Origin of the sequence: Pseudomonas eucalypticola (genome assembly GCF_013374995.1) — a bacterium.
Taxonomy (GTDB): Bacteria; Pseudomonadota; Gammaproteobacteria; order Pseudomonadales; family Pseudomonadaceae; genus Aquipseudomonas; species Aquipseudomonas eucalypticola.
Genome location: NZ_CP056030.1, coordinates 1,833,906 through 1,848,428 on the forward strand (window position 1 = coordinate 1,833,906; position 14,523 = coordinate 1,848,428).

Here is a 14,523-nt window from a genome sequence, read left to right on the forward strand (position 1 = left end):
CTACTACGCGGCGCCCAGGCGAATGCGCTGGCGCGCACTGCGTACCAGGCGCACCAGCAGCATGGCCGCCGCGCAGGTCAGGCCGACGATCAGGCCTTGCCACAGCCCGCTCGGCCCCGCGGGTGCGCCCAGCCAGTCGGTCAGGCCCAACAGGTACCCCACCGGCAAGCCGATGCCCCAATAGGCGAACAGCGTCAGCAACATGGTCACCCGCGTGTCCTGGTAACCGCGCAGCGCACCCGCGGCCGTGACCTGGATGGCATCGGAAAACTGGAACAGCGCCGCGTACACAATCAGCATCGCGGCGATGTGCAACACCGCCGGGTCAGCGGTGTAGATGCGCGCGATGTACTCCCGGCCCAGGAACATCAGCGTCGCCGAGAAACAGGCGTAGGCCAGTGCCGTGGCCATGCCGATGCCGGCGGCGAAGCGGGCTTCGCGCGGCAGGTCGCGGCCCAGCGCCTGGCCGACGCGGATGGTCACGGCCATGCCCAGGGAGAAGGGGATCATGAACACCATCGAACTGATGCTCAAGGCAATCTGGTGCCCGGCCACCACGGTGGAGCCGAGGCTGCCGATCAGCAAGGCGATGACCGCGAAGATGCTCGACTCGGCGAACACCGCGATCCCAATGGGCAAACCGATGCCCAGCAACCGCTTGATCACCCCCCACTGCGGCCACTGGAAGTGCCCGAACACCGCGGCATCGCGGTAGGCCGGGGCCCAGCGCACCCAGGCCGCCATGCCCAGCAGCATCATCCACATCACGCTGGCGGTGGCCCAGCCACAGCCTACGCCGCCCATGGCCGGGACGCCCAGGTGGCCGTAGATGAACACGTAGTTCAGCGGGATGTTCAGCGCCAGGCCGCACAGGCCCAGGACCATGCTCGGCCGGGTGCGGCCCATGCCATCGCTGCAGCAGCGCAGCACGTGGTACAGCGCCACCGAGGGCAGGCCGGTGCCGATCCCGTGCAGGTAGCCCATGCACGGGCCAATGAGGTCGGGGTCCACCTTCATCAGGTGCAGCACGGGTTCGGCATTGAACAGCAGCAGGCTGGCGCCAAGGCCCGCGGCCAGGGCCAGCCACAGGGCCTGGCGTACCAGCGGGCCGATCTCGCCGGGGGTACCGGCGCCATGGCGCTGGGCGACCTTGGGCGTGGTGGCCAACAGGATGCCGGTCATCAGCAGGAACACCGGCACCCAGATGGAGTTGCCCAGGGCCACGGCGGCCAGATCACGTGGGCCGACCCGGCCGGCCATGACCGCGTCGACGAAGCCCATGGCAGTGTGGGCCAGTTGCGCGATGATGATGGGGCCGGCCAGGGCCAGCAGGGTGCGCAACTCCAGGCGCACGCGGGCAGCGCGGGTCTGGGGGGCGGTGATATCGGTTGCTGCTGCGGTCACGGGGCGTCGTCCACTGTAAGGCGCGGAAAACCGCCCATTCTACGCCCTGACGCCCAGGTCAGGAAACACTTGCCACGGCCGAGGTGACGGCAAGCGCGGCTGCGCCTAAACTGCCGCCCATACTGGGGAGCTTGCCATGCTGATTGTCGCTGACGAAAACATTCCACTGCTTGAAGAATTCTTTGCCGGTTTCGGCGAAATACGCCGGGTTCACGGGCGCAGCGTCGACGCAGAGTCGGTCAGGGATGCCGACGTGTTGCTGGTGCGTTCGATCACCAAGGTCGACCGCGCCCTGCTGGCGGGCAGCAACGTACGCTTTGTCGGTACCTGCACCATCGGCACCGACCACCTGGACCTGGACTACTTCGCCGAGGCCGGCATCCGCTGGTCCAGCGCGCCAGGGTGTAACGCCCGTGGTGTGGTGGACTACGTGCTCGGTGCCTTGGTCACCTTGGCCGAGCTGGAAGGCGTGAACCTTGCCGAGCGCACCTATGGCGTGGTGGGCGCGGGGCAGGTGGGGTCGCGGCTGATCCGCGTGCTGCGTGAACTGGGCTGGCAGGTGAAGGTGTGCGACCCGGTGCGCCAGGCGGCCGAGGGCGGGGATTACGTCACCCTGGACGAGATCATCGCGCACTGTGACGTGATCAGTTTGCACACGCCGCTGACCAGGGCAGGCGGGCATGCCACCTGGCACCTGCTGGATGAAGCGCGCCTGGCGCGGCTGCGGCCCGGTGCCTGGCTGGTCAACGCGGCCCGCGGGCCGATCGTCGACAACCTGGCGCTGAAAAACCTGCTGATCGAGCGCGAGGACGTGCAAGCGGTGCTGGATGTGTGGGAATACGAACCCAGCGTCGACGGCGAGTTGGCCGACCTGTGCGTGCTGGCCACCCCGCATATCGCCGGTTACAGCCTGGACGGTCGCCAGCGGGGCACGGCGCAGATCTACCAGGCCTATTGTGCCTTTCGCGGCGAAGCGCCGGGCATCCAGCTGGCCGACCTGCTGCCACCGCCCTGGCTGGCCGAGGTCGCCCTCAACGGCCTGGCCGAGCCGGACCTGGCCATGGCCATGCTGTGCCGGGCGGTGTATGACCCCCGTCGTGACGATGCCGACTTCCGCCGCAAACTGACCGACAACGACGCGCAGCAGCGCAGCGCGTTCGATGCGCTGCGCAAAGGCTACCCGACCTCCCGGCGGGAAATAGAAGGGTTGCGGGTGCGGCTGGACGGTTATTCGCCCGACCTGCGCAAGCTGGCGCAGGCACTGGGCTGCGAACTGGTGTAACCGACTGCGCGGCGCTCGCGGCACGCGCAAGAAAAACCCGGCCAACGGGCCGGGTCCAGGGTGTTTCGCGGGGCGTCAGTCTTGTTTGGCAGGGGCAGGTTTGACCAGACGTTTTTCCAGTTCCTGGCAGGCATCCTGGATCATGTCTTCGGTGATAGGGATCTCGCGTCCCTTGGCATCGATAATGGAACCACCGACCGCCTGGTGCGGCTGGATCCGGTGTACTTCCACGGTTTCGTTACGGCTGCTGTGCAAGCCCATGGCCCGTCTCCTCATCAGGTTGTGTGCTCAGACTAGAGCCGCCAGATGACTGCGTCGTGACAATCCCTGTGCATCTCTGGCGGCCCTTTTCAGTCCACCAGAAAGTGCCGCGAATCTCTACCCCAGGCTTAGATCAAAAGTATCTAGCGCAGGTAGCGGCGGCCTCTATTGAGCTGACTCTGATGCGCCAGCGGAGTTCCACCGGCGCAAATCACCCGTCAGGGTGTAGGCTGGCAACGTCTTCGTTTGCCACGGCCTGCCCATGACCTCATTGCTCTCTTCCCGCCAGCGGCGCGCTCTGCGCCTGGCTTTGCATTTCCTGCGCCCGTACCGCTGGCGCGCCTTGGCTGCGCTGGTGGCGCTGGTGCTGACCGCCGGCATCACCCTGTCCATGGGGCAGGGCATTCGCCTGCTGGTGGACCAGGGCTTCCTGACCCAGTCACCGGCGTTGCTCAACCGCTCCATCGGCGTTTTTCTCTTGCTGGTACTGGCGCTGGCGGCGGGCACGTTCACGCGCTTCTACCTGGTGTCGTGGATTGGCGAGCGCTGCGTGGCGGACATTCGCCAGCAGGTGTTCGACCACTTGATCTACCTGCACCCCGGGTTCTACGAACATAACCGCAGCTCGGAGATCCAGTCGCGGCTGACCGCCGACACCACCTTGCTGCAATCAGTGATCGGCTCGTCGCTGTCGTTGTTCCTGCGCAATGCGCTGATGGTGGTGGGTGGTATCGTCTTGCTGTTCGTCACCAACCCCAAGCTCACCAGCATCGTGGTGATCGCCTTGCCCCTGGTGCTGGCGCCCATCCTGGTGTTCGGGCGGCGCGTGCGCGGGCTGTCGCGCCAGAGCCAGGACCGTATCGCCGATGTGGGCAGCTATGTGGCCGAAACCCTGAACCAGATCAAGACCGTGCAGGCGTACAACCACCAGGCTGAAGACCAGCGCCGCTTTGGCGTGACCGTGGAACAAGCCTTCGAGACGGCACGCAAGCGCATCGTGCAGCGCTCGTGGCTTATCACCCTGGTGATCGTGCTGGTGCTGGGGGCGGTGGGGGTGATGCTCTGGGTGGGCGGCATGGACGTGATTGCCGGGCGAATCTCCGGCGGCGAGCTCGCGGCGTTCGTGTTCTACAGCTTGATCGTGGGCAGCGCCTTCGGGACGCTCAGCGAGGTGTTGGGGGAGTTGCAGCGCGCCGCGGGCGCCGCCGAACGCATTGGCGAGTTGTTGCAGGCCAGCAGTGACATACAGGCGCCGGCCAGTGGCCTGCAGGTGTTGCCGGCGCGGGTCAGCGGCCGGCTGCACCTGGAGGCCGTGCGGTTCGCCTACCCATCACGCCCCGAACGGCCCGCCATCGATGGCCTTGACCTGCGGGTCGAAGCGGGCGAGACCCTGGCGCTGGTGGGGCCTTCAGGAGCAGGGAAATCAACCTTGTTCGACCTGCTGTTGCGCTTCTACGACCCGCAGCAAGGCCGCATTCTGATCGACGATGTGGACCTGCGTCAGCTCGACCCGGCCGACCTGCGCCGACACTTTGCCCTGGTGTCACAGACCCCTGCGCTCTTTTTCGGTACGGTAGAGGACAACTTGCGCTATGGGCAGTCGATGGCAAGCACCGAGCAGGTACGCCAGGCGGCCCGTATCGCCCATGCCCACGACTTCATCGAACAACTGCCCCAAGGCTACCAGACCCACTTGGGCGAGGCTGGCCTTGGCTTGTCGGGTGGCCAGCGCCAGCGGTTGGCCATTGCCCGGGCCTTGTTGGTGGACGCGCCGATCCTGCTGCTGGACGAAGCCACCAGTGCCCTGGACGCCCAGAGTGAACATTTGATTCAGGAGGCCTTGCCGACCCTGATGCAGGGGCGAACCACCCTGGTGATCGCCCACCGCCTGGCGACGGTGCAGAACGCCGACCGCATCGCGGTGATGGAGCAGGGCAGGGTGGTGGCGGTGGGCACGCATCGGCAGTTGATCGCCAGCAATGCACTCTATGCCCGGCTGGCGGCGTTGCAGTTCAACACCCAGCCAGCCTAGCCGCTGTGGAAGCGGCGAGCAGTCGATGACTCAGCGGTATTCGCACAGGTAGGCGGTTTCGACTTCCACTTTGAGCTGGAACTTGCTGTTGGCCGGCACGTTGAAGCGGGTACCGCCTTCGAAGGTTTCCCACTCGGTGCTGTCGGGCAGGCGCACGACCAGCTTGCCGGTGACCACGTGCATGATTTCCCGTTGCGCGGTACCGAATTCGTATTCGCCCGGGGCCATGACGCCGATGGTGGCTGGGCCTTCCTTCATTTCGAAGGCAATCGACTTGACGGTGCCGTCGAAGTATTCGTTGACTTTAAACATGGGCTGATCCTCGGGATAGGGGCAAAAGGGCGGCCAGTATGCCGAAGCCGCCCCGGCCGTGCACGCGCTTTTAACTGTCTAGTTCGGTAGCGTCAGGGGCAACAGCCGCGCCGTGTTGCGTGCATCTTCCAGGGCCCGGTGCTGTTGGCCGTTGAAGGTCAACCCGGCCAGTTGCAGGGCGCCGTTGAGGCCCAGTGGGCGCTGCAACTTGCGCGCCTTGGCGAAGCGCTGCTTGAGGTTGGTGTGCGGTACTTCGGCCAGCAGGCTGTGCAAGTGGTGTTGCTGCCAACTGAGCAGCAGTTGCTGGCGGTCATAGTCGCCCCAGCTCACCCAGCCTTGCAAGCCTGGGCGATGATGGGCCAGCCAGCGCTCGAATTGCGGCCACACCTCGGTCAAGGACGCGGCGGCGTCAATGTTGGCCTGGGTGATGTGCGTCAGCTCGCGGCAGAACGGCGTGAGGTGAGGGCGCCGTTGTGGGCGCACGAAGCGTTGGAAATGGTCCACCTCACGACCGTCGCGGTTCACCAGGCTGGCGCCGATCTCGATGATTTCCATTTCCGCGACCGGCCAGCCTCCCTCGTCCGTGGTGGCTTCCAGGTCGATCACCAGCCAATGCGGCATAACAGGCTCCGATGCGCTGCGCTCATTGAGACCTAGAGCGTAGCGAAGTGTGAAGAGTTCCGGTATCCCCCTTCGGTTGCGCGGGGTAATATTTGCCCGAGCGCTTGCTCGGGCCTGCGGTAGCACCTACATTGCCGGGGCGAGCGGTAGTGAACGGGGAGCAAACAGCGTGGATGACGACAAGGCCCGCGAGGTCATGGAACAACTGATCAGCGACGGGCAGTTGATTGACCCGCAAAGCCCTCGCGGTGCATTGCTGCACGCCGCTGCCCACCTGTTCCGGGCCAAGGGTTTCGAGCGCACCACGGTGCGCGACCTGGCCAGCGCCGTGGGTATCCAGTCGGGCAGCATCTTCCATCACTTCAAGAGCAAGGACGATATCCTGTGCGCGGTGATGGAGCAGACCTTGCGTTACAACACTGCCCTGATGCGTGCCGAGCTGGCCGGTACCCAGGGCGCGCGGGCGCGTGTGCTGGCACTGATTCGTTGTGAACTGCAGTCGATCATGGGCGGCACCGGCGAGGCCATGGCGGTGCTGGTGTATGAATGGCGTTCGCTCTCCGCCGGCGGCCGGGCGCAGGTATTGGCCCTGCGGGACGATTACGAACACGTGTGGCTGCAGGTACTGGCTGACGCCAGGGACGCTGGTCTGATCCAGGGGGATATAGCGATCATCCGTCGCCTGCTGACCGGCGCCCTGTCCTGGACCAGCACCTGGTTCAACCCCCAGGGCGCCTTGAGCCTGGAACAGTTGGCAGAGCAGGCGCTGCAGTTGCTGCTCAAAGCGCCTTGAAATCGTGCGTACCGGTTGTCGAAAGGCCCGCAAACCCCTATTTTATGCGGATCCAATGATCCCTTGCCCGAGGTAAGAACCCGTGACTGCTACCCCTGTGCGCGTGGTCGCGCGGTTACTGACCTGGGCAGCCATTGGCCTGGCGGCGATGCCGGTTTGGGCGGCGCAAGAAGTGCGGGTGGGGGCGGCACACTTTCCGCCGTACACCGTCCGCCCCGAGACCGGTATCGATACCGGCCTGTTGCCGCAGTTGGTCGAAGACCTCAATCAGATCCAGGCCCAGTACCACTTCGTGCTGGTGCCCACCTCGATTCCCCGGCGTTTTCGCGACTTCCAGGACGGGCGCATCGACATGGCCATCTTCGAAAACCCCGAGTGGGGTTGGGGCAAGATCGAGCACACCAGCGTCGACATGGGCCTGGAAGACGCCGAGATATTCGTCACCAAGCGCGGTGAGCACCGTGACCAGACCTATTTCGCCGACCTTTCCGGCAAGAGCCTGGCGTTGTTCAGTGGCTACCACTACGCCTTCGCCGACTTCAACGCCGACCCTGAATACCTGAGCAAGCATTTCAATGCCACGCTGACTTACTCCCACGACAGCAACCTGATGATGGTGCTGCGCGACCGTGCAGACATCGCCCTCGTCACCCGTTCCTACCTGTATGACTACCTCAAACGCAACCCCGGGGTGGCCAAGGACCTGCTGATCTCCGACCGCATCGATCAGGTCTACCATCATTTCGCCTTGCTGCGACCCAAGGCGCCTATCAGCGGCGAGCAGTTCAGCCAGCTCCTGCAGCGGTTGCGCGAGAATGGCGAAATGCTGCAAGTGTTCGACCCCTACAAGATCGCGGTGCGGCCGTTAGCGGCGCAATCGGTGGTGGCCCATGCGGTGGATGGGGGTGCGGTCCAGCCCTGACCTGTCAAATGTGACAGGTTCGGGCGCGTTGCGGTTCGGTTAGCCTGAGGAGGCTCGGTAAGCGGGCGAACCAACAACCGGAATAGGCGGGACGAGCTCATGGGCACTCCATCACAGGTATTTGAATACCAGGGGACATTCAAGTTTACCGTGGCGAATCACACGTATTATGCAGATCGAATTTTTTTTGCAAAAGAGGGTGCCCAATGGGACATCGTTGGGCTTTTCGGAAGGGATACCGAGCTGCGTTGCGTTTTTCTGACCTTTCACGGGGGTGGGTTTGGCAGTTACCGCATTCAGGATCCCGCGGCTGGTGAAGACCCAACCACTGCCCGATATATCGCCGGGGGCAACCACAGTTCTGCGTCGGGCGGGCAACTTGACGTGTGGCTGGAAGACGACGGCCAAGGCGGCGGCGACTTTCACTTTAGCGGCGCGGGGCCCAATGAGGTGGTAGGTAACTTTACGTTGCTTGGCCCACCTGCCGAGGTGCTGGATCAGGAGGTCCGGGCCCTATTCGAAAGGTGATGCCTCTTCCTTGCTCGCCGATTGAAGGGGGGTGGCGCTTCCGAACACCTTCAGCCCATCGGCAAGGCTGGCGGCGGAGAGTTCGCCCAGGTGGCTGCCCAGCAGATGGCCACTGGCGCTGTAGAATAGCGTGGTGGGCAACGCTGCCGCGCCAAGCTGCCGGCCCCATTGACTGTCCGGGTCATACAGGACATGGCTGGGCGCCAACCCTGTGGTGGCGACGAAATTGCTGACCGTCTGTGGCAATTCGCCCTGGTTCAGAAAGACGAAGCGGATATCCGGATGCTGCGCCTGCGCCTGCAGCAATACCGGCAGTTCGCGGCGGCACGGCGGGCACCAGCTGGCCCAGAGGTTGACCACCATGGGCCGCGAGTCGGTGCCGGGCAATGCCACGGGGTCGCCCAGCGCATCGTGCAGCACCGTACTTGGCATCGGTTGCCCGGCCTGATGCTGGTCCACAGCCCAGTGCGCCGCGCCCCAGAACACCAGGCCCGCCGCCATTGCCGCCGTCAGGGGCACGCGCGACGGCGCATCGCGCCATCCTCGCCAGGCGAGGTACGCGGCCAGCACCAGCAGCCCTGGCATCAGCAGGAAGCCGCCGTCGCGCAGGTCGATGATTTGCCAGGGCGTGGCCAGGTACTGGTGGGCATAACTGGCGACGAAAGCCACCCGCGCGCCCAGCAAACCCAGTAGAAAACCCCGAAACAATATGGCTTCCGGATTGGGCGCTGCACGCCGCCGGGCCAGCCACCAGCCACTGGCCAGCGCGATGGCCAGTGCCGCCAGCATGATCAGGTGGTTGATGGCTAGCACGAAGGGGCCGAAGCCGAAACTGAGCATGAGCACTTCCTGGTCGTTAGGGGGAGGTACGCCAGGGTGGCGGCATCAGGTTAACCGGCGATTAACCGTCGAACGCCCAAACGCCTGCCGCGGCGCAATTCGCGGCATAATCGCCCCTTAACGCTGATTGGTGATACTGCCGTTTTATCCAAGGTAACCTCATGCACGTACTGCTCTGTGAAGACGACGAGTTGATCGCCAGTGGCATAGTCGCCGGCCTGCAGGCCCAAGGGCTGACCGTGGACCACGTGGCCAGTGCGGGCGCGGCCCGGGCGTTGTTGCAGGCAGCGCATTTCGACGTCATGGTGCTGGACCTGGGGCTGCCGGACGAAGACGGCCTGACCCTGCTGCAGGCCCTGCGCCAGCGCGGCGAAGCACTCCCCGTGCTGGTGCTGACGGCGCGCGACACCGTGACCGACCGGGTAGCGGGGCTGCAAGCCGGCGCAGACGACTACTTGCTCAAACCGTTCGACCTGCGTGAATTGTTCGCCCGCTTGCACACCCTGTTGCGGCGTGTTGCCGGCCGCGCGGTCAATACCATCGAGCACGGCCCCCTGCGTTACGACCCCAGCACGTGCCAGGCGTGGCTCCAGGGCCAGCCGGTGGACCTGTCACGGCGTGAACAGGCGTTGCTGCAGGCCCTGTTGCACAGCCGTGGCCGGGTGCTGTCGAGCGAGCAGTTGAAGGACAGCGTTTATGGCTTCTCCGATGAGGTGGAAAGCAACGCGTTGAACGTGCATATCCATCATCTGCGCCGCAAGCTGGGCAATGACATCGTGGAAACGGTGCGCGGCCTGGGGTACCGCCTGGGCAAGGTGCAGCCATGAGCCTGCGCTTGCGCTTGAGCCTGATACTGGGCACGGCGTTCCTGGTGGTGTGGGCGTTGGCGGCCGCCTGGATGTTCCGTGACCTGCGCCAGCAGATGATGTTTTCCCTGGACCAGCGCCTGGTGGCATCGGCGCGCATGGTGGCCGGCCTGGTGGACCAGTTGCCCCCCTTGAACCCCCAGGGTGAAGGGCGTCGCTTCAGTGCCGACCAGCTGAGCATTCCCGATGGCATGGCCTGCCAGGTCAGCTCCCTGCGTGGCGAAATTCTGGCCCGCAGCCATGGCGCCAGCGATTCGCTGGACGATCAAAGCACCGGGTTCCACGACCAATCCGTCGAAGGCGGTCGCTGGCGCAGCTTCACCCTGATGCACGGCGATGTGCGCATCACCACGGCCGACCGCCATGAAGAACGCGAGGCCCTCAATGCCTCCATCCTGTTGGCGGCCTCGGTGCCGGTGCTGGTGGCCCTGCTCGGCACCCTGGGGGTGTTGTGGCTGTGTGTCGGCGTCGGCCTGGCGCCGCTCAACCGCATTCGCGACGCGCTGATGCGCCGGGGCCCCGATGCCCTGGAACCTTTGCAGGTGCAGGCGTTGCCACGGGAGTTGATGCCGCTGTTGGACAGCCAGAACCAGTTGCTGCTGCGCATCGGCCAGACCCTGGAGCGGGAGCGGCGCCTGACCGGCGATGCCGCCCATGAACTGCGCAGCCCGCTGACCGCCATCAAGACCCACTTGCAGGTGGCGCGCATGACCCAGGGCAGCGCACGGGAAACCGCGCTGGAACATGCTGAGGCAGGTGCCGACCGGCTGCACCGTACCCTTGAACAGCTACTGTTGCTGGCCCGGGTGGAGGGCAGCCTGTCGTTCGATGACGGTTGTGCCTGTACCGCCGGGCAAGTCGCCCGTCAGGCGGTGCAGGATGCCAGCGCCGGCGACCGCCGGCGGATCGCCCTCCAGCTGCCGGACGCCGTGGCCGAGGCGCGTTTGCAGATACCCTCGGCCCTGGCGGTGGCGGCGGTGCGTAACCTGCTGGATAACGCCTTGCGCCATAGCCCCGCTGACGCACCGGTGGCCTTGACCCTTCGCCAGCAGGAGGGGGTGGTGTATTTCGAAGTGCGTGACCACGGCCCCGGCATTCCGGCAGCGGACTTGCCCAACCTCACCCAGCGCTTCTGGCGCAGCCCCCACAGCGGCGGCTGTGGGCTGGGGCTGGCCATCGTGCAAGCCATTGTGCAGCGCTGTGGCTGCAACCTGACATTCGACAGCCGTGCCGATGGCTTGCGGGTCGAGCTGGGGATGCCGCTACATTCGGTGTAACGCCGCGCCGCTAGGCGCCAATGGGGATGGGCGTTAGGGTAATGCCTGCCCAAGGACAGGAGACCGAGCATGGACCCGCTTATTGCCATCACCCAGCCCGCCGCCGACGAGGCCGGCATCGTCAGCCGCATCGTTCAGCGCTCCATTCGCGATGGCTGTGCACTGGACCACCGCAATGATGCCAGCCTCGTCGAGGCCTGGACCCGCCACAAAGGCTGCGACCAGGTGGCGCGCTGGTTGCTGGACGAAGCCTTGTGCCTGCGCTTGGCCTGGCTGCAGGGCAAGCCCGTGGGCGCGGGCATGGCCCTGGCCACCGGCGAGGTGTGCCTGTGTTACGTGCAGCCCGAAAGCTTTCGCCGCGGCGCCGGGCGTGCCTTGATGGCAGCGCTCGAACATTTCCTGGGCACGGCAGGTCACAGCCACGCGATGCTCTACAGTACCCGAACGGCCGCGGGGTTCTACGCTCGCATGGGGTACCGGCCCATGGGGCGCCCCGTGAGCTTCACAGGGTTGGTGCTGACCCCCATGCGCAAACCACTGGCCGTCAGCGCCGGTGCGTGGCACGAAAGGTAGGCTGCTCACGGACTGGTCCGATCATCGGGTAAATGGCCAGGGCGCCCGCACAGGCTTGATTTCACCATCCATCGGGCAGAAGATCGTCCCAGCATGTGGATGATACCGCCTGGCGTGGGCGGCGAACGGGTCAAGGACGCCCTTGGCGCTGCGGCGCAGGTCACCGACCATGATCAACAAAGCTTTGCGAATTTTGATTGCCGATGAGCACCCCGGTCAATTGATGCACGTGGAAAGGATGCTCAACCACATGGGGTACTACCGAATCGCCCCTGTGCATTCCTTCGATGCGCTGTTGGCGCTGGTGCAGAGCGCCATCGAGCCGTTCGACCTGCTCATCGCCAACACCGATATGGCAGTGCGCGCGGGCGTCGACCTGCCGCGGTTGTGCAAGGGCAGCGCGCAGGTGCATCACGCTTTGCTGTACGAAAGCGAAACCGTGGTCGTGCCGGCCATTACCCGCCAACAGCGCGATGCCGTGAATGTCTGCTTGACCCGCCTGCCTGACAGCGAAGCACTCGAAACCCTGATGGGCATGGTCGACTTCGAGCCCGTGCGCGTACCGCCTGTAACCGCCGTCAACCCGCGCCGCCAGCCGCCGCGCAAGCGTCCCAAGCTGAAGGAGCCCGCGCTCTTGCGCCATTCGTGACACCCGCCGGCATCTGGTCCGCAAGGCTAGGGCCCGGGCACCGCACTAAGGGGTACGTGGGGTGCCCAGGATCATGCAGGTGGTGCTTGCGGTGGCATATAGTTTGCCCTCGGCATCATAGAGGCGGCCTTCGGCCAGCGCCGTGGAGCGCCCGACATGCACCGCCTTGCCTTCGGCCCGCACTGGTCCGGTGCTGGCGTTCAGTGCCCGTACGTAGCTGATGCGCAAATCCAGGGTGGTATAGCCCTGGCCCGCCTGCAGCCGGGTATGGATCGCGCAGCCCATGCAAGAATCCAGCAACGTTGCCGCATAGCCGCCGTGCACGCTGCCCAAGGGGTTGTAATGGCGCTCATCGGGTGTGCCCTGAAAAATGAACAGGCCCGGGCCCCATTCGATCGGGATAAAGTCCATCAGGGTGCCTATGGGCGGCGAGGGCAGTTCACCCTTGCCAATCCCGTCAAAGAATTCGCTCGGCGCCAGGGCACTGACCTGGGCGAAGGTGAGCGTGCCTGGGCCAGCAAGGCGGGCGCGCATGGCCTGCTCCTGGGCTTGCCACAACGCAATGAGTTCCTGTGGGGGTAGCGACTGCATGGTGACACTCCTGGTGGTGAAAGGTCCGTCTCGATAATATTATGAGTGTAATATATATCAAGCCCGTTCATCGGCGGTCTTTTGCGCCCATGGCGCGGGTATTCACGCCTGGCGCTTGCCGGCACGGCTGGTCAGGTTGGCTCAGTTTGCTATCCTCTGCGCCTTTGGCAGGCGCCAGCATAGGCGCCGCCTGCCCATAGCGTGGATACCACATGACTGCCACACCTTCCCAAGGCCCGCTGCTGCTGTCGCGCGCCGACCACAAGACCCTTGGCCTGGCGGCCTTGGGCGGCGCCCTGGAAATCTACGATTTCATCATTTTCGTGTTTTTTGCCCTGACGCTGAGCCAATTGTTTTTCCCACCGCAGATGCCCGAGTGGCTGCGCCTGTTGCAGAGCTTCGGCATCTTCGTCACCGGCTACCTGGCGCGGCCGCTGGGCGGGATCCTGATGGCGCACTTCGCCGACCACCTGGGGCGCAAGAAGGTGTTCAGCCTGAGCATCCTGATGATGGCGCTGCCCTGCCTGCTGATCGGGGTCATGCCCACCTATGCCCATATTGGCTATGCCGCGCCGCTCATCCTGCTGGCCCTGCGCATTCTTCAGGGCGCTGCCGTCGGCGGTGAGGTGCCCAGCGCCTGGGTGTTCGTGGCCGAGCATGCGCCGGTGCATCGCCGCGGCTATGCCCTGGGCTTTCTGCAGGCCGGCCTGACCTTCGGTTACCTGATCGGCGCCTTGACCGCCACGGCCCTGGCGCAACTGTTCACCCCCCAGGAGATTCTCGACTACGCCTGGCGCCTGCCGTTCCTGCTGGGCGGGGTGTTCGGCATCATCGGCGTATGGCTGCGCCGCTGGTTGAGCGAGACGCCCGTGTTCCTGGCGCTGCGTGAACGTCGCGAGGGAAGGGTGGAGTTGCCGCTCAAAACTGTGCTGCGCGACTATCGTCCGGCGCTGCTGCCCGCCGTGCTGCTGACCTGCGTGTTGACGTCGGCCGTGGTCGTGCTGGTGGTCATCACCCCAACGGTCATGCAACAACGCTTCGGCCTCAGTGCCAGCCACACCTTCGCCTTGAGCAGCCTGGGCATCGTGTTCCTCAACCTGGGGTGCGTGCTGGCCGGCTTGCTGGTCGACCGTATCGGTGCCTGGAGGGCGCTGATGGTCTACAGCCTGTTGATGCCGCTGGGCATCGGCGCACTGTACGCCAACCTGGTGGCGGGCTGGGGCCTGCCGGGCGTGGGTTACGCCTTGGCCGGGCTGGCCTGCGGTGTGGTGGGCGTGGTGCCGTCGGTGATGGTCGGCCTGTTCCCGACGGCTATTCGGGTGTCGGGCATTTCCTTCACTTACAACATTGCCTACGCCCTCTGGGCCAGTGTCACGCCGCTGGCGCTGATTGCCGCGATGCCGTGGAGCCCGTGGGTGTGCGTGGGCTTCGCCGCGGTCATGGGCCTGACAGGCTTGGCTACCGCGCTGGTGTTCGCCGGGCGTGGGGTGTTGCAGGTGGAAGGGGCACGGGCGTGCGGGTAATCGCGCCTGAACCGCTTTCCGGGGTACTGGCAGCCATTTGAGCCGACGC

At 65.1% G+C, this 14,523-nt stretch carries 16 protein-coding genes; 10 read left to right on the top strand and 6 right to left on the bottom strand.

Features of this window, described 5'->3' with window-relative positions; genetic code table 11:
- Window positions 1-3 precede the first annotated feature (3 nt).
- Window positions 4-1,404 carry an MATE family efflux transporter gene (locus HWQ56_RS08460; RefSeq protein WP_176570207.1) on the bottom strand — a complete coding sequence of 467 codons (1,401 nt, stop codon included), beginning with the start codon at window positions 1,402-1,404 and terminating at the stop codon, window positions 4-6.
- Between the two features lie 136 nt (window positions 1,405-1,540).
- On the opposite strand from HWQ56_RS08460, the gene pdxB reads away from it, so the two are divergent.
- Window positions 1,541-2,686 carry a 4-phosphoerythronate dehydrogenase PdxB gene (gene pdxB / locus HWQ56_RS08465; protein WP_176570208.1) on the top strand — a complete coding sequence of 382 codons (1,146 nt, stop codon included), beginning with the start codon at window positions 1,541-1,543 and terminating at the stop codon, window positions 2,684-2,686.
- Between the two features lie 75 nt (window positions 2,687-2,761).
- Here pdxB and HWQ56_RS08470 read toward each other — a convergent pair whose 3' ends face one another.
- Window positions 2,762-2,947: a PA1571 family protein gene (locus tag HWQ56_RS08470; protein WP_158153724.1), complete on the bottom strand. Its 186-nt coding sequence runs from the start codon at window positions 2,945-2,947 to the stop codon at window positions 2,762-2,764.
- 262 nt (window positions 2,948-3,209) lie between these two features.
- On the opposite strand from HWQ56_RS08470, the gene HWQ56_RS08475 reads away from it, so the two are divergent.
- On the top strand, window positions 3,210-4,979 hold the full coding sequence (locus tag HWQ56_RS08475) for an ABC transporter transmembrane domain-containing protein (protein ID WP_176570209.1): 1,770 nt from the start codon (window positions 3,210-3,212) through the stop codon (window positions 4,977-4,979).
- 30 nt (window positions 4,980-5,009) lie between these two features.
- Here the strand turns inward: HWQ56_RS08475 and ppnP are convergent, their stop codons facing one another.
- Together ppnP and HWQ56_RS08485 are read right to left on the bottom strand one after the other, a co-directional pair.
- Window positions 5,010-5,291 carry a pyrimidine/purine nucleoside phosphorylase gene (ppnP, locus tag HWQ56_RS08480; protein ID WP_158158510.1) on the bottom strand — a complete coding sequence of 94 codons (282 nt, stop codon included), beginning with the start codon at window positions 5,289-5,291 and terminating at the stop codon, window positions 5,010-5,012.
- Between the two features lie 78 nt (window positions 5,292-5,369).
- On the bottom strand, window positions 5,370-5,912 hold the full coding sequence (locus tag HWQ56_RS08485) for a 3'-5' exonuclease (protein WP_158158509.1): 543 nt from the start codon (window positions 5,910-5,912) through the stop codon (window positions 5,370-5,372).
- 169 nt (window positions 5,913-6,081) lie between these two features.
- Here HWQ56_RS08485 and HWQ56_RS08490 point away from each other — a divergent pair, with 169 nt between their 5' ends.
- The 3 genes from HWQ56_RS08490 to HWQ56_RS08500 all read left to right on the top strand — a co-directional run bounded on the left by HWQ56_RS08490 (window position 6,082) and on the right by HWQ56_RS08500 (window position 8,155).
- On the top strand, window positions 6,082-6,705 hold the full coding sequence (locus HWQ56_RS08490; protein WP_176570210.1) for a TetR/AcrR family transcriptional regulator: 624 nt from the start codon (window positions 6,082-6,084) through the stop codon (window positions 6,703-6,705).
- Window positions 6,706-6,853: 148 nt separating this feature from the next.
- Window positions 6,854-7,627, top strand: coding sequence for a substrate-binding periplasmic protein (locus HWQ56_RS08495; protein ID WP_158158512.1), 774 nt, complete (start codon window positions 6,854-6,856; stop codon window positions 7,625-7,627).
- A gap of 99 nt (window positions 7,628-7,726) precedes the next feature.
- Window positions 7,727-8,155, top strand: a complete 429-nt coding sequence (locus HWQ56_RS08500) for a hypothetical protein (protein ID WP_158158507.1) — start codon at window positions 7,727-7,729, stop codon at window positions 8,153-8,155.
- On the opposite strand, the gene HWQ56_RS08505 is transcribed toward HWQ56_RS08500, so the two are convergent.
- Complete coding sequence (locus HWQ56_RS08505) at window positions 8,141-8,995, bottom strand: TlpA family protein disulfide reductase (protein WP_176570211.1); 855 nt, start codon at window positions 8,993-8,995, stop codon at window positions 8,141-8,143. The two genes, HWQ56_RS08500 and HWQ56_RS08505, sit on opposite strands and share 15 nt — an antisense overlap.
- Window positions 8,996-9,156: 161 nt before the next feature.
- Here HWQ56_RS08505 and HWQ56_RS08510 point away from each other — a divergent pair, with 161 nt between their 5' ends.
- The 4 genes from HWQ56_RS08510 to HWQ56_RS08525 all read left to right on the top strand — a co-directional run bounded on the left by HWQ56_RS08510 (window position 9,157) and on the right by HWQ56_RS08525 (window position 12,360).
- Window positions 9,157-9,822, top strand: coding sequence for a response regulator (locus HWQ56_RS08510; RefSeq protein ID WP_176570212.1), 666 nt, complete (start codon window positions 9,157-9,159; stop codon window positions 9,820-9,822).
- Entirely contained in the window at window positions 9,819-11,138 is a 1,320-nt protein-coding gene (locus HWQ56_RS08515; RefSeq protein WP_158158504.1) for an ATP-binding protein, read from the top strand. Before HWQ56_RS08510 ends, HWQ56_RS08515 begins: the two co-directional genes overlap by 4 nt.
- A 69-nt stretch (window positions 11,139-11,207) precedes the next feature.
- Window positions 11,208-11,711 carry a GNAT family N-acetyltransferase gene (locus HWQ56_RS08520; RefSeq protein WP_176570213.1) on the top strand — a complete coding sequence of 168 codons (504 nt, stop codon included), beginning with the start codon at window positions 11,208-11,210 and terminating at the stop codon, window positions 11,709-11,711.
- Window positions 11,712-11,880: 169 nt separating this feature from the next.
- Window positions 11,881-12,360 carry an ANTAR domain-containing protein gene (locus tag HWQ56_RS08525; RefSeq protein ID WP_176570214.1) on the top strand — a complete coding sequence of 160 codons (480 nt, stop codon included), beginning with the start codon at window positions 11,881-11,883 and terminating at the stop codon, window positions 12,358-12,360.
- Between the two features lie 45 nt (window positions 12,361-12,405).
- On the opposite strand, the gene HWQ56_RS08530 is transcribed toward HWQ56_RS08525, so the two are convergent.
- Complete coding sequence (locus tag HWQ56_RS08530) at window positions 12,406-12,951, bottom strand: PaaI family thioesterase (RefSeq protein WP_176570215.1); 546 nt, start codon at window positions 12,949-12,951, stop codon at window positions 12,406-12,408.
- 212 nt (window positions 12,952-13,163) lie between these two features.
- On the opposite strand from HWQ56_RS08530, the gene HWQ56_RS08535 reads away from it, so the two are divergent.
- Window positions 13,164-14,474 carry an MFS transporter gene (locus HWQ56_RS08535; protein ID WP_176570216.1) on the top strand — a complete coding sequence of 437 codons (1,311 nt, stop codon included), beginning with the start codon at window positions 13,164-13,166 and terminating at the stop codon, window positions 14,472-14,474.
- Window positions 14,475-14,523: the final 49 nt, after the last annotated feature.